The 14,572-nt window shown below is 64.1% G+C and carries 11 protein-coding genes and 2 pseudogenes; 5 read left to right on the forward strand and 8 right to left on the reverse strand.

What is annotated here, in order from left to right; translation table 11 throughout:
- The first annotated feature begins 212 nt into the window (after positions 1–212).
- The 3 genes from RFM52_RS19400 to RFM52_RS19410 all read left to right on the forward strand — a co-directional run bounded on the left by RFM52_RS19400 (position 213) and on the right by RFM52_RS19410 (position 2,451).
- Positions 213–1,283, forward strand: a complete 1,071-nt coding sequence (locus RFM52_RS19400; protein WP_320295943.1) for a GGDEF domain-containing protein — start codon at positions 213–215, stop codon at positions 1,281–1,283.
- 63 nt (positions 1,284–1,346) lie between these two features.
- Positions 1,347–1,724: an antitoxin Xre/MbcA/ParS toxin-binding domain-containing protein gene (locus RFM52_RS19405; protein WP_320295944.1), complete on the forward strand. Its 378-nt coding sequence runs from the start codon at positions 1,347–1,349 to the stop codon at positions 1,722–1,724.
- Entirely contained in the window at positions 1,684–2,451 is a 768-nt protein-coding gene (locus tag RFM52_RS19410) for an RES family NAD+ phosphorylase (RefSeq protein ID WP_320295945.1), read from the forward strand. The genes RFM52_RS19405 and RFM52_RS19410 overlap by 41 nt, the downstream gene beginning before the upstream one ends.
- Before the next feature lie 214 nt (positions 2,452–2,665).
- Here RFM52_RS19410 and RFM52_RS19415 read toward each other — a convergent pair whose 3' ends face one another.
- Positions 2,666–3,370, reverse strand: coding sequence for a hypothetical protein (locus RFM52_RS19415; protein WP_320295946.1), 705 nt, complete (start codon positions 3,368–3,370; stop codon positions 2,666–2,668).
- A 192-nt stretch (positions 3,371–3,562) separates the two neighbouring features.
- On the opposite strand from RFM52_RS19415, the gene RFM52_RS19420 reads away from it, so the two are divergent.
- The gene (locus RFM52_RS19420) at positions 3,563–5,143 is read left to right on the forward strand and encodes a glycosyltransferase family 39 protein (protein WP_320295947.1); all 1,581 of its coding nucleotides are present in this window, start codon (positions 3,563–3,565) and stop codon (positions 5,141–5,143) included.
- Positions 5,144–5,228: 85 nt separating this feature from the next.
- On the opposite strand, the gene RFM52_RS19425 is transcribed toward RFM52_RS19420, so the two are convergent.
- From RFM52_RS19425 to RFM52_RS19435, 3 genes are all read right to left on the reverse strand, one after another.
- Positions 5,229–6,602 (reverse strand): class II 3-deoxy-7-phosphoheptulonate synthase, encoded by a 1,374-nt coding sequence (locus RFM52_RS19425; protein WP_320295948.1) that lies wholly within the window; start codon positions 6,600–6,602, stop codon positions 5,229–5,231.
- A gap of 213 nt (positions 6,603–6,815) precedes the next feature.
- Positions 6,816–10,313: a transcription-repair coupling factor gene (gene mfd, locus RFM52_RS19430; RefSeq protein ID WP_320295949.1), complete on the reverse strand. Its 3,498-nt coding sequence runs from the start codon at positions 10,311–10,313 to the stop codon at positions 6,816–6,818.
- Between the two features lie 13 nt (positions 10,314–10,326).
- Positions 10,327–10,614 (reverse strand): FAD assembly factor SdhE, encoded by a 288-nt coding sequence (locus tag RFM52_RS19435; RefSeq protein ID WP_320295950.1) that lies wholly within the window; start codon positions 10,612–10,614, stop codon positions 10,327–10,329.
- A gap of 91 nt (positions 10,615–10,705) precedes the next feature.
- Here RFM52_RS19435 and recG point away from each other — a divergent pair, with 91 nt between their 5' ends.
- A complete protein-coding gene (gene recG, locus RFM52_RS19440; RefSeq protein WP_320295951.1) occupies positions 10,706–12,814 on the forward strand; it encodes an ATP-dependent DNA helicase RecG in 2,109 nt (702 codons plus the stop codon).
- Here the strand turns inward: recG and RFM52_RS19445 are convergent.
- The 4 genes and pseudogenes from RFM52_RS19445 to RFM52_RS19460 form a co-directional block, all read right to left on the reverse strand.
- Positions 12,766–13,518 carry a DUF502 domain-containing protein gene (locus tag RFM52_RS19445; protein WP_320295952.1) on the reverse strand — a complete coding sequence of 251 codons (753 nt, stop codon included), beginning with the start codon at positions 13,516–13,518 and terminating at the stop codon, positions 12,766–12,768. The genes recG and RFM52_RS19445 overlap by 49 nt on opposite strands.
- Positions 13,519–13,602: 84 nt before the next feature.
- A complete protein-coding gene (locus tag RFM52_RS19450; RefSeq protein ID WP_320295953.1) occupies positions 13,603–13,902 on the reverse strand; it encodes a HigA family addiction module antitoxin in 300 nt (99 codons plus the stop codon).
- A gap of 36 nt (positions 13,903–13,938) precedes the next feature.
- Positions 13,939–14,220 (reverse strand): annotated as a pseudogene (locus RFM52_RS19455) (type II toxin-antitoxin system RelE/ParE family toxin).
- Between the two features lie 94 nt (positions 14,221–14,314).
- Positions 14,315–14,572: pseudogene (locus RFM52_RS19460) on the reverse strand (glutamine--fructose-6-phosphate transaminase (isomerizing)); the annotation flags it as partial.

Raw genomic sequence — 14,572 nt, forward strand, 5'->3', positions numbered from 1 at the left:
GCCCTGCACCGCCTTGCACCCTGTGGTAGCAAGGACAATGAGGAAATGCGGGCTATTAAGGAAACTTTAGCGGGACTGCATTTATGATTCCCACAAGCGATGGTCGTGTTGGGGACGCGCCGTTGCATCCGCATTTCTGATTCCAATCCCCGCGCGAGCGACTCCCGGCGGTGGCAGGTCTCCGGTCGCACTGAAGGGGTAGTGAACACAACATGCAGCCGGCAGCCATTCCGACCGACAGGAATACCGACATCGCCAGCACGGTAGTGGCGACGATGCGACAGCTCGGCGTGCTCGGCCTGCCGCGCAACTATGAAATCTTCTACGAGGCGCTCAGCGGCAGCAATCACGAACTCAGCCTTGCCGTCGTCTCGTTGAGCAACCGCCCGACCCAGGAGGACCTCGACCGCATCGGGCAGGCCTTCTTTCCGCAACACCACGGCCCCGCCATTGTCGAGCACGCCCGCGAGATGATCGCCAAGGAGCTTGAGGATATCGCCACGCTGCTACGCAGCGAGCACTCGCATATCGAGAAATACGGCCGCATCCTCGACGAGACCTCGATCGGCCTCAGCAATCGCAGCCTGCTCTCGCAGGAGCTCCTGCAGAAGATCGCCGGCGCCATGTCGGCCGCCACCAGCTCGACGATCGACCACGGCCGCCAGATCGCCAGCACGCTCAGCGAAAAGACGGCCGAGCTTGAAAGCGTCAAGTCGAAGCTCGAGGAGTACAAGCGGCTCGCCGACACCGACCCGCTCACGCAGTTGTGGAACCGCCGCGCCTTCGACAAGGAGATCACCCGGATCTACAACAGCAATCGCGGTATCCTGTTCAACGCCTTGATCCTTGCCGATATCGACCATTTCAAGGACATAAACGATCGCTACGGCCACCCGGTCGGCGACAGGATCCTGCAGATCATCGCAGAGATCTTCCAGTCCAGCGTGCGTTCCGACATGTTTGTCGCGCGCACCGGCGGCGAGGAGTTTGCGCTTATCGTCGAGGGCGCCAGCGAGGATGCCACTTACGAGATCGCCGAGCGCATCCGCGCGCTGATCGAGCAGACCCCGTTCGCCAGCAGCCAGAGTGGCATCAACTACGGCACCGTTACCGTATCGCTGGGTATCTGCATGGCTTCGGAGGCGGAAAACCCCGAAGACCTCTACACCAAGGCGGACCGCGCGCTTTATCGCTCCAAGGTCGGCGGCCGCAACCGGGTCACCAGGCATTCGACGACGGCGGGGCGCCCCGCCAAGGGCTGGCTGCTTTACAAGAAAGACTGACACGCCCCTTTCCAGAAGAATTTTTGTGGACTATATTTTCCACAGAAATGAAAGGGTGCGCTTATGCAACGTCCAGTCGCGGCCGCGACGGCGGCCGAAAACGCCGTCATCACCAAGGCCACGCTGCGCGCGGCCGACCTGCTCGACATCACCGCCAGGACCCTCGCTTTGGTCATCGGCGTGTCGGAGGCGACGGTCTCGCGCATGCGCAAGCAGGAATTCCTGCTTGAACGCGGCACCAAGCCGTTCGAACTGGCGGTGCTGTTCGTTCGCCTGTTCCGCTCGCTCGACGCCATCGTCGGCGGCGACGAGACCGTTGCCCGGGCGTGGCTGAAGAACCCCAACACCACGCTCGACGGCACGCCGATCGAGAAAATCCTGACGATTGCCGGACTTGTCGATGTCATTGCCTACCTGGACTCCCGACGCGCTCTCGTCTGAGGCCGTCAGGCTCGAAGGCAAGTACTGGCGCATGGTCGAGGCGCAGCACCGTGTCTCCACCCTCAAGCTCATCGACACGCTCGATGAGCAGGCGTTGCTGGAGGACCTTATCGAGGACACCAAGCCGCAGATCCCGCTGGAATGCCGCCATCTCCATTACCTGCTGGCTACGCCCTTTCGTTACGGCTCGGTCTATCCGTACGGCTCGCGCTTCCGCCGCGCCGGCAAGACGAAAGGCGTCTATTATGCCGCCGAGACGGTGCTGACGGCGGTTGCGGAAATGGCTTTCTACCGCTTGCTGTTCTTCGCGGAATCACCGGCGACGCCATGGCCGAACGACGCTGCGGAATACACCGCCTTCGCGGCGGCGATCAGATGCGAAAGCGCGATCGACCTGACGCGGCCGCCGCTCGATCGCGACGAGAAGGCCTGGACGCAGGCCACCGACTACACCGCCTGCCAGGCGATCGCCGACGTCGCGCGTGAGGCAGAGCTGCAGGCGATCCGCTATCGCTCGGTGCGCGATCCCAAAGGCGCCAACATCGCGCTGTTGACGTGCAAGGGCTTTGCCAAGGCAAAACCGCTGGAGCCGCAGACCTGGCGCATCCGGATAGGCTCCTTCGGCCTCCAGGCGATCGGCGAATTCCCGGATAGGAGGCTGGAATTCTCACGCACCGCCTTTGCCGATCCAAGGCTGGCGGGAATGCGCTGGGAACGCGGCCACTGAGTTCGGAAAACTGTATCGCGATTCAGGTCAGGCCGAGTCGAAAATGGTGGGTTTCGAGAACCGGCCTACGCCGGCCGTAGCCTTCATAGGGCGGAGAGCTTATGAGGGCTTCGGCCGGCGAAGGCCGGAGCGGAGCGTACTTGAAGTACGTGAGCACCGGAAGCGCAGGAAGCCGCCATTTGCAGGCCGGCCTCACCTGAATATCGATGCAGTTTTAGGCCAGGATGTTGACCGCCCGCGCAGCCACCAGCGCGATCGTCAACAGCGAGATCATCGCTTCGGCCATCATCAGGAGCTTGGCGCGCTGCGTGAGCGGCAAGGTGTCGGTCGGCGAGAACGCCGTGGCATTGGTGAAAGCCAGGAAGAAATAGTCGACGAAGCCCGGCAGCCAGCCCTGGATCTCCCGATCGGGCAGCGTCATTTGCGGGAATAGAAAGTCTGCCTGCGCGCGCTTGACCAGGCCGCAGGTCGGCGGGCCGCCGCGGTCGGTGCTCCAGAACCACAGCGCGAAGACGATCACGTTGGTGACCCAGATGTTGAGCGCGTCGACGAGCAGCGTCGTGCCGGCGCCGGCATGGCCTTCCAGCAGCGCCCGCACCAGGAGAACCAGCGATCCGCAATTCATGATGCTGATGACCCCGGTCATCACCAGTGCCGTGCGGCGGATGTAGAGGCGCAATTGGCCGATCGCGTACCAATGCTCGTGATCGACTGCCTTGCGCGTCGCCATTTGCGTCCAGGCCGTCGCGATCGACAAGGGCACGAGCAGCGCTGCCTCCACCGTCGGGGCAAGCCAGCGCGGACCGAAGGACAGGTTGTTGATGACCAGAAGCTGCAGGCAGATGATGACGAGAACCGCTGCGCGCGCCGACCAGAAATCGAGCCCACGGTGATGAATGACGGCATGCTGATGGCGCATGGAGGCACCTGTATTGCTGGAACCGCGGCGCCGTGGGCCGTCTCCGGCAACGATCGGCCGGCCGGTCCTGCCCAAAGCGCCAGCGACGGGTTCCATCGCAATCTTGGTTTTACAATGTTGCGGCAGCATACATTTTCGTAAGCTTTTGCTATCGGACTGTTCAGCAATCCACCGGTGTGATTTTAGGCCCGCATGTCGAGAACCAGCGAATCCGTGCATGTCTGGCCCGCCGCGGCCGCGGCTGAAGGCGATCTGTCTTCGATCTGGAACGGCCTGGTCCGGCACCCATGGCGATTGCTGGCGCTTTTGTGCCTGATCCAGATCGCTTGCTGGACCGTCATGCCGGCGCTCGTCAACGTTGGGCCGCCCCGCGACGTCGTCGAAGGCTTCATGTGGGGTCGCGAATGGATGCTGTTGACCTACAAGCACCCCCAGCTGCCGTGCTGGCTGCTCGAGATCAGCCATCTCCTGACCGGCTCATTCCGCTGGCCGCAATATATGCTGTCGCAGCTTATGGTTTCGACGACCTTCGTCCTGGTCTATCTGCTTGCGCGCGACATAATGGGCTCGACCCGCGCGCTCGCCGCCGTGCTGCTGATGCCCGCGATCTATTTCTTCGGCTGGCCGACCCCGCAATTCAATCATGACTACGCGCAGATGCCGTTCTGGGCCGGCATTTCATGGTTGCTGTGGCGCGCGGCGCGCGACGGACGACCGGGCTGGTGGCTCGCCCTCGGCCTCGTTTCCGGCCTGGGGCTCTATGCCAAGTTCTCGACGGCTCTGCTGCTGGCCTTCGGCGGCCTCTGGATCTTATACGACGCGCGTGCCCGAAGCCGGCTCGCCACCCCATGGCCGTGGCTCGGCCTCGCGGTTTTTCTTGGCGTCGTGGCGCCGTTGGCGGTGGAGCTTGTCCGCCTCGATTTCCTGCCGTTCACCTATGCCGCGCATCGCAACGCCTGGGTGATCGCCCACCGCGCCCGGCTTTACTATATCGGCGTTCAGCTTGCCGGGCTTGCCGCCGTTCCCGTCGTGCTCGCTATTTCCGGCCTGTTGCGCCGGCAGCCCGGGCCTGGACGCGAACCCCCGCCGGCCTACCCTGCTCCCGAGCGGCGCGCTGTTGTCTACCTGGCATGGATGGGCCTGGGGCCGGCACTCTTGATCATGGTCGCCTCGCTGTTTACCGGCACTGGCGAGTCCTGGGGCGCGACGATGTACAATCTCGTCGGCGCCCTGGCGATTGCGCTTCTGGGCCAGCGACTGGGACAAAAGGAATTGCGCCGACTGACGGTGCTGGCGCTGCTTTGCGTGGTCGGCGTGTCGAGCGCCTATGCGGCGACCCGCTGGACAGGTTGCAACGTCCTCGGCCACCTGCAGCCGAGTTGCTGGCCGGCGCGATCAATCTCGCAGACGGCCGAGGCGATCTGGCATGAGACGGTGCCGGGACCATTGGGTATTGTCGGCGGCGAGGACGGCGTGGCTCAGCTTGCCGGGCTGGAAGCTGCGGACCAGCCCTCCATCTTCACGAACCTCGACAGGCGCCTCGCCCCCTGGATCACGGACCAGCGCCTGCGGGATCAGGGCATGCTGTTTGTATGGCCGCACGGCTGGAAACTCTCCCCGCAACAGCAGGCCTGGATTGCTGGCCTGCCGGTCAAGACGATGCCATTCGACTGGTCGCTCAAAGCACCGCCCTTGGAGATCAGCTTTGCCGTCATTCCGCCCGGGCGAACCAGTTTCCCGGGCGACCCGCCCGGGCCGCCCGATCCGGAATGACCCGCGATCCGAATGATTGCCAGCCCACGTCAAAAGGCGCCGGCGTCGCCGCCAGCGCCTCTAATGATGGATATCAAGCCCCCATTCAGGCGTTGGCGGCCTGCTTGTGCTGCACCGGATGGCTCTTCTTGAGCAGGTCCGAAACCAGGAAGGCGAGCTCGATCGCCTGATCGGCGTTGAGGCGCGGGTCGCAATGAGTGTGGTAGCGGTCCTGCAGGTCTTCTGCCGTGATGGCCCGGGCGCCGCCCGTGCACTCTGTGACGTTCTTGCCGGTCATCTCCACATGGATGCCGCCCGGATGCGTGCCTTCGGCGCGGTGCACCTCGAAGAAGGTCTGTACTTCCTTGAGGATGCGGTCGAATGGCCGCGTCTTGTAGCCCGCCGCCTCGATCGTGTTGCCATGCATCGGATCCGACGACCAGACGACGCTGCGGCCTTCCTTCTTCACCGCACGCACCAGCTTCGGAAGATGCTCGGCGACCTTGTCCGAGCCGAAGCGGGCGATCAGCGTCAGGCGGCCGGGCTCGTTCTCGGGATTGAGCAGGTCGATCAACTCGATCAGCCCGTCCGGCGTCAGCGACGGCCCGCATTTCAGGCCGAGCGGATTCTTGATGCCGCGGCAATATTCGATATGCGCGTGATCCGGCTGGCGTGTGCGGTCGCCGACCCAGATCATGTGGCCCGAGGTCGCGTACCAGTCGCCGGAGGTCGAATCGACGCGCGTCAGCGCCTCCTCATAGCCAAGCAGCAGCGCCTCGTGGCTGGTGTAGAAATCCGTCTCGCGCAGCGCGAAATTGGTTTCCGAGGTGATGCCCACCGCACGCATGAATTCCATCGTCTCGGTGATGCGGTTGGCGAGCGATTCGTATTTCTCGCCTTGCGGGCTGTCGGCGACAAAGCCCAGCATCCAGCGATGCACATTCTCCAGGCTGGCATAGCCGCCCTGCGCGAAGGCGCGCAGAAGATTGAGCGTCGCGGCCGACTGGCGGTAGGCCATTTCCTGCCGGGCGGGGTCTGGGATGCGCGACTTGGCGTCGAACTCGATGCCGTTGATGATATCGCCGCGATAGCTCGGCAGCGTCACGCCGTTCTTGGTCTCGTTGTCGGACGAGCGCGGCTTGGCGAACTGGCCGGCGACGCGGCCGACCTTCACCACCGGCTGCGCGCCGGCGAAGGTGAGCACCACCGACATCTGCAGGAAGACGCGGAAGAAGTCGCGGATGTTGTCGGCGCCATGCTCGGCGAAGCTTTCGGCGCAATCGCCGCCCTGGAGCAGGAAGGCCTCACCGGCGGCCACCGCCGCCAGTTGCTTCTTCAGCTTGCGCGCCTCGCCGGCAAAAACCAGCGGCGGGAAGGTGGCAAGCTGTGCTTCCGTGGCCTTCAGAGCGGCAAGGTCCGGATAGGCCGGGACCTGCTTGATCGGCTTTGCTCTCCACGAATTCGGCGACCATTTCGTCATCGCTGCACCCAAACGCCCTTTCGGAGCAACTCCAGGGAAAACTATGAAATTTCCGTCGGAATTGCGTCAAAACAACCGGCGAACGCGCTTGCCCGCCCTTCCAGCCTCGATACGAGGTCGCGGCTCCTTACACGAAGCCGATTACCTATTCTAGCCGGGTTTTTCAGCAGTGGCGAATACCCTGAGCTCCTCGACATCCAGATGTGGACGTCGTTAGGCGGCTTTATCGACCAACCGTGCCAGTTGGGTCATGACAACAGCCGAGCCTGCCAGCCGCTTCTCCGCGTTCGGCCAGTCGCGGATGAAGACGACGCTGTGGTCGGCCCTGATCTTGGCCAGCGAGCCCTGCTCGCCGATGAATTTCACCAGCCCGACCGGGTTGGGGAATTCGCGCTTGCGGAAATGAACGACGACGCCCTTGGGCCCGGCATCGAGCTTCTCGACATTGGCCTTGCGGCACAGCGCCTTGATGAAGACGATCTTCAACAGATGCGTCACCTCCTCCGGCAGCGGCCCGAACCGGTCGATCAGCTCGGCGCCGAAACCGTCGATCTCCTCGGTGCTTTCGAGGTCGCCGAGGCGCCGGTAGAGCGCCATACGGAGCTGCAGGTCAGGCACGTAGCTTTCCGGGATCATCACGGCGGTGCCGACCGCGATCTGCGGCGACCAGCCGCCGTCCTGCGCCTCGCCGGTATCCTTTACTTCTGCCACCGCCTCTTCCAGCATCTGCTGGTAGAGCTCGAAGCCGACCTCCTTGATGTGGCCGGACTGCTCTTCCCCGAGCAGATTGCCGGCACCACGGATGTCGAGGTCGTGGCTGGCGAGCTGGAACCCGGCGCCCAGCGTGTCGAGCGACTGCAGCACCTTCAGCCGGCGCTCGGCCGTATCGGTCAGCTTGCGGTTGGCCGGCAGCGTGAACAGCGCATAGGCGCGCACCTTCGAGCGGCCGACGCGGCCGCGCAGCTGGTAGAGCTGCGCCAGGCCGAACATGTCGGCGCGATGGATGATCAGCGTGTTGGCCGTCGGGATGTCGAGCCCGGATTCGACGATGGTCGTCGACAGGAGCACGTCGTATTGGCCATCGTAGAAAGCGTTCATGATGTCGTCGAGCTCGCCCGGCGGCATCTGGCCATGCGCCACCGCCACCTTCAGCTCCGGCACGGATTCCCGAAGGAAATCATGGATTTCCGAAAGGTCACTGATGCGCGGCACGACGTAGAAGGATTGGCCGCCGCGATAGCGCTCGCGCAGCAGCGTCTCACGGATGACCAGCGGATCGAAGGGCGAGATGAAGGTGCGCACCGCCATGCGGTCGACCGGCGGCGTCGCGATCAGCGATAGCTCGCGAACGCCGGTCAACGCCAGTTGCAGCGTGCGCGGGATCGGCGTCGCCGACAGCGTCAGCACGTGCACGTCGGACTTCAGATCCTTCAGCCGCTCCTTGTGCTTGACGCCGAAATGCTGCTCCTCGTCGATGATCAAAAGGCCGAGTTGCTTGAACGAGATCGAGCTGCCGAGCAGCGCGTGCGTGCCGACGACGATATCGACGGTGCCCTCGGCAATGCCCTTCTTGGTCTCCGCCAGTTCCTTGGAACCGACCAGGCGCGAGGCCTGCGCGATGCGGATCGGCAGGCCCGAGAAGCGCTGCGAGAAGGTCTTGAAATGCTGGCGTGATAGCAAGGTCGTCGGCACCACCACCGCGACCTGGAACCCTTCCATCGCCGCGATGAAAGCGGCGCGCAGCGCCACCTCCGTCTTGCCGAAGCCGACATCGCCGCAGACCAGCCTGTCCATCGGCTTGCCGGCGCCGAGATCGTCCATGACGGAATCGATCGCCGTCTGCTGGTCGTCGGTTTCCTCGTAAGGGAAACGCGCCGCGAACTCTCCGTAGAGCCCTTCCGCGGGAATCATCGTTGGCGCCGAACGCATCTGCCGCTCGGCGGCGATGCGGATCAGTTGGCCCGCCATGTCGAGCAGGCGTCGCTTCAGCCGCGCCTTGCGCGCCTGCCAGGCGCCGCCGCCCAGTTTGTCGAGCGTCGCTTCGGCAGAATCCGAGCCGTAGCGCGACAGGAGCTCGATATTCTCCACCGGCAAGAACAGCCGGTCGTCGCCGGCATAGTGGATTTCGAGGCAGTCATGCGGCGCGCCGACCGCCTCGATGGTGCGCAGCCCGATGAAACGGCCAATGCCGTGATCGGCGTGGACGACGATGTCGCCGGACGACAGCGACGAGGCTTCGGCGATGAAATCGGAAGCCTTCTTCTTTCGCTTCGAACGCCGGATCAGCCGGTCGCCCAGGATGTCCTGCTCGGCGACGACCACCATCTGGTCGGTCTCGAAACCGGATTCGAGCGGTAGCACGGCAAGACCCGCCTGCCCCGGCTCGAGCTTTTCGACCTCGGCAAGGGTTGCGACGGGCTTCAGGTTGCCGAGGTGATGTTCGGCGAGGATCTGGCCGAGGCGGTCGAGCGAGCCTTCCGTCCAGCCGGCGACGATGACGCGCCGGCGCGCGGCGCGCTCGTCCGCAATGTGTTTTACGACGACGTCGAAGACATTGATATTTGGATCGGCGCGTTCCTCGGCAAAACTGCGACCATGGCGCGAACCGGCATGGAAAACCTTCTTGGCTCCCACATCGGGGGCGTCGAAGACGGTGAAGTCGATGTCTTCGCGCGGACCGAGCGAGGCCTTGAGATTGTCCGGCGAGAGATAAAGCAGATCTGGCGCGACGGGCTTGTAGGGCACGGCGTCCTTCAACGCGCTGTCGGCCTGCTTGCGGCGCGCTTCGTAGTGGTCGAGGATCAGCGTGTGCCGCTCGGCCAGCGCTTCATGCGCCAGATGGTCGAAGACGACAGGCGCGTCCGGCAGATAGTCGAACACCGTCTCCAGCCGCTCATAGAAGAACGGCAGCCAATGCTCCATGCCGGCGAAGCGCCGGCCTTCGCTGACCGCCGCATAGAGCGCATCGTCGCGCGACGGCGCGCCGAAAGCCTCGATATACGAACGGCGGAAGCGGCTGATCGTCTCAGGCGTCAGCGCCACCTCGCTCATCGCCTGCAGCGACATCGACTTGCGCTGCCCGGTGGTGCGCTGGGTGGCCACGTCGAAGACGCGGATCGATTCCAGCGTGTCGCCGAAGAAGTCGAGGCGCAGCGCCTCGCTCCAGCCCGGCGCGAAAAGGTCGAGGATGCCGCCGCGCACCGCGAATTCGCCGAGGCCGCGCACCGTGGGCACGCGCTCGAAGCCGGAGGTCTCCAGCCGCGCGATCAGCGCGTTCATGTCGATCTGGTTGCCGGGCCTGGCGTGGAAAGTCTGCGCTTCGATCAACTCGGCCGGCGGGATGCGCTGCAACAACGCATTGGCGGTGGTGAGGATCACGGCGCGGTGCGGTTTCTTCGCCAGCGCGATCATGGCGGAAAGCGCGTCGAGCCGCCGCGCGGCGGCATCGGCGCCGGGCGAGACGCGGTCGTAAGGCAGGCAGTCCCAGGCCGGCAGCTCCAGCACCGGCAGGCCGGGCGCTGCAAAGGCGAGCGCCTCGATGATCGCCGGCAGGCGCTGGCCGTCGCGCGCGACGAACAGCACCGGCTTGTCGGGCGCGATCTCCTGCGCCGTCTGTATCAGCGCGAAGGCTTCGTAGCCGTCGGCGACGCCGTCGACGATAAACTGGCCGGCGCGGCCCTTGGGCAGGCCTATTGTGGGGATAAGGCTCATGGATATGCTTTTTTTAAAATGTCATGGCCCGGCGCGACGCCAGGATCTTGCGCAGCACCGCGCAGTCGATATCGGGCGGGATCGGGCTCTCGCCGGTGACCATCGGCAGGAATTCGGTGTCGGGGATTTCGAGAAGCCTCTCATATTGGTCGATTTCATCGTCGGTCAAGGCGCCGATCTCGGCGTCGGCGAAGGAACCGAGGACGAGGTCCATCTCGCGCATGCCGCGATGCCAGGAGCGGAACAGGACCTTGCGGCGGCGGGCATCCAGCCCCTCGCTTGATCGCTGTGTTCCGGTCATGGCGCCGCATCCCTCCAAAGCGGCGCATATAGCGTGGATAGAGGGCGGTGTCAGCCTTTGCGCTGCCGCCGTCGCGACATAAGCTGACAAGATGCGTCCCACCATCCTCGATCCCCTGTTCGTTCCGATCACCTCGCTTGCCGGCGTCGGCCCGAAAGTCGGCTTGCTGATCGAGCGCGTCGTGCCGGCCGATCTCGGCGATCGCGCCGCGCGCGCGGCCGACCTTCTGTTCGTGCTGCCCAACAGTGTGATCGACCGCCGCAACCGGCCCGGCATCGCGCTGTCGGCCGAGGGCCAGGTCGTCACCCTCGAAGTGCGGGTCGACCGGCACCAGCCGCCGCCGCGCGGCAACAGGTCGGTGCCTTACCGGGTCTATGCCCATGACGACACCGGGGAGATCGCGCTGACCTTCTTCCATGCCCATGCCGCCTATCTGGAAAAGGCGATGCCCGAAGGCGAGCGCGTCGTCGTCTCCGGCCGGATGGAATGGTTCAATGGCCGCCCGAGCATGGTCCATCCCGACCATATCGCGCTGGCCAGCGAGGCGGAAAACCTGCCCCTCGTCGAGCCGGTATACCCGCTGACCGCCGGCCTGTCGTCCAAGGTGCTGCGCCGCGCCATAGGCCAGGCGCTGGGGCGCCTGCCGGAATTGCCGGAATGGCAGGACGAGGCCTTCATGCGCCGTCAAACTTTCGCGCCCTTCGGCGACGCGCTTGCCCGTGTCCACCATCCGGCCGATCCGATCGATGTCGCCGTCGAAGGCCCGGCCTGGCGACGCCTTGCCTATGACGAGCTGCTGGCTGGGCAGGTTTCGCTGGCGCTGGTGCGGGCCAGAATTCGGCGCCTGTCGGGCCGGCCACTCACCGGCGACGGCAGCATCGTCGAGAAGCTGCGCGCCGCCCTACCTTACAAGCTCACCCCCAGCCAGGAATTCGCGCTAGGCGAAATCAACGCCGACCTCGCCGATCCCGAACGCATGCTGCGTCTGCTGCAAGGCGATGTCGGCTCCGGCAAGACGGTGGTGGCGCTGCTCGCCATGGCGCGCGCGGTCGAGGCCGGCGGCCAGGCGGCGCTGATGGCGCCGACCGAGATTCTCGCGCGCCAGCATCTGGCGACCATCGCGCCGCTGGCGGAGAAAGTCGGCCTGCGCATTGCCATCCTGACCGGGCGCGAGAAGGGGCGTGAGCGCACAGAGACGCTCGAGGGCCTTGCCAGCGGTGAGATCGACATCGTCGTCGGCACGCATGCGCTGTTCCAGGAAACCGTGACGTTTCACGACCTTGTGCTGGCCGTCGTCGACGAGCAGCACCGCTTCGGCGTCCATCAGCGCCTCGCCATCACCGCCAAGGGCGATGCGCCCGACATGCTGGTGATGACGGCGACGCCCATCCCGCGCACGCTGGTGCTGACCGCCTTCGGCGACATGGATGTCTCGAAACTGACCGAGAAGCCGGCCGGCCGGCAGCCGATCCGCACCGTGACCTTGCCCATGGAACGGCTGGACGAACTGGTCGGCCGCATGCGCGATGCGGTCGCCGACGGCCAGAAGATCTACTGGATCTGCCCGCTCGTCGAGGAATCCGAGGAAATAAAACTGATGTCGGCGGAGGACCGTTTCGCTTCGCTGAAACCGTTGTTCGGCGACCGGATCGGCCTCGTGCACGGCCGCATGAAAGGCGCGGAGAAAGACGAGGCGATGCGCGCCTTCAAGCAGGGCGAAACGCGCATCCTGATCGCCACCACCGTCATCGAGGTCGGCGTCGACGTGCCGGATGCGACCATCATGGTCATCGAGCATGCCGAGCGCTTCGGTCTTGCCCAGTTGCACCAGTTGCGCGGTCGCGTCGGGCGCGGCGACAAGCCGTCCTCCTGCGTGCTGCTTTACAAGGACCCGCTCGGCGAAACGGCCAAACGCCGGCTTTCGGTGATGCGCGAGACCGAGGACGGCTTCAAGATCGCCGAGGAGGACCTGAAGCTGCGCGGCGAAGGCGAGCTGCTGGGCACACGCCAATCAGGTACGCCCGGCTTTCAGGTCGCGCGCCTCGAGTTTCATGCCGACCTGTTGGAAGCGGCGCGCGACGACGCGCGGCTGATCCTGTCGCGCGACCCGGAACTGCAATCGGAACGCGGCGAAGCGCTGCGCTTGTTGCTTTACCTGTTCGGGCGCGACGAGGCGGTGCGGCTGCTTCGCGCAGGCTGAGCGCCAAGCGCCGGGTTGGCTAAAGCCCCTTCGATCGGTTCGCCGTTCAGCGTCACCAGCTTGGCCTTGACCTCCGGCGCCACCATGCCGGCCGAGACGATCAGCTTGGCGCCGTCCTCGATCGACATGTCGAGCAGCACGATCTCGGATTTGTGCACATACATCAGGAAGCCGGTGGTCGGATTGGGCGTGCAAGGCATGAACACGGCGATCAGCGGATCGCCTTCCTGGTCGAGCTTCTGGTTGATCTCGGTTTCCTTCTCGCTGGCGACGAAGACCAGCGACCAGACGCCTTTGCGCGGATATTCGACCAGCCCGACCTGGCGGAACATGTCGCCCTTGTTGGACAGCACCGTCTCGAAAATCTGCTTCAGCGAGCCGTAGATGCCACGCACCAGCGGCATGCGGCCAAGCAGCCGCTCGCCGAAATTGACGATGGCGCGGCCGACGATGTTGGCCGTCAGGAAACCGATCAGCGTGATCAGCACCAGCGCCACGATCAGCCCGAAACCCGGAACCGGGAACGGCAGATAGGTGTCGGGATTGTAGCGCACCGGGATGTAGGGCTTCACCCAGGAATCGACCCAGCCGATCAGCGACCAGGCGATATAGGCCGTGATCGCCAGAGGCGCGCAGACGACGAAGCCGGTCAGGAAATAATTCCTCAGCCGGGTCATGCCAGAGGTCTTCAGGGCGTCGGACATCGGTTCACCGCGGCGCAGGTTGCATCGCCAAGATTAGTGAACCGCAAGCCGGTTTGGAACTGCGAAGTTTTTAAAGAGCGATCGTCATGCCGCTGTATCCAACGGCACGATCTTCTCGAGCTCCGGCGCTATTTTCCTCGCTTCGGTTTCCAACTCGTAGGCCTTCTGGAAGTTCATCCAGAACCCGGGCGTGGTGTTGAAGAACCTGGCGAGGCGAAGGGCTGTATCCGGCGTAAGACCAACCTCCTCCTTGACGATGCGCTCAATCCGGGTGCGCGGAAGATTAAGCTTCTTCGCAAGCGCACCAGCACTCATGCCGAGCGGCACAAGATACTCCTCGCGCAGGAATTCTCCGGGGTGGATCGGGCGTGCGAACTTGAGCATAGCTCAATATCCTCAAAGGGTTAGGGCGAGTTCTGTTTAATGATAATCGACAATTTCCACATCTTCGGCTCCGGCGGCTGTCCATCTGAAACAGATGCGCCATTGGTCGTTGATGCGTATGGAATGTTGCCCGGCACGATCCCGCTTCAGAGCCTCCAAGTGGTTTCCGGGTGGCTACCGAAGGTCATTCAGCTGAACGGCATTATCAATCGCCCGCAGCCGCCTTTCCGCCCTGGCTACCAAATCCGGCGGAAATCCCTTGGGGGCCCTGCCGGCCGCGACCTCTTCGACCGTCTTGCCTTTGAATGAAACGATCAACAGCCTTCCCCACGCGATGTATCATACTCTGATACGCAGTCGGCCGCAAGATCATGTATCATCAATTGATACAGACCGATCGTGGGAAGGCAGCTTACTCCACCGTGACCGATTTCGCCAGGTTGCGCGGCTGGTCGACATCGGTGCCCATGAAGACGGCGGTGAAATAGGCCAGCATCTGGATCGGCAAGGCGTAGATGATGGGCGAGATGATCTCCGGCACTTCGGGCAGGATGATCGTCTCCATCGTCTTGATGCCGGCTTGCGCCGCGCCCTTGGCATCGGTGATCAGGATGATCTTGCCGCCGCGCGCCGCCACTTCCTGCATGTTCGAGACCGTCTTTTCGAAGAT

The organism is Mesorhizobium humile (assembly GCF_033977215.1).
Classification (GTDB): Bacteria; Pseudomonadota; Alphaproteobacteria; order Rhizobiales; family Rhizobiaceae; genus Mesorhizobium; species Mesorhizobium humile.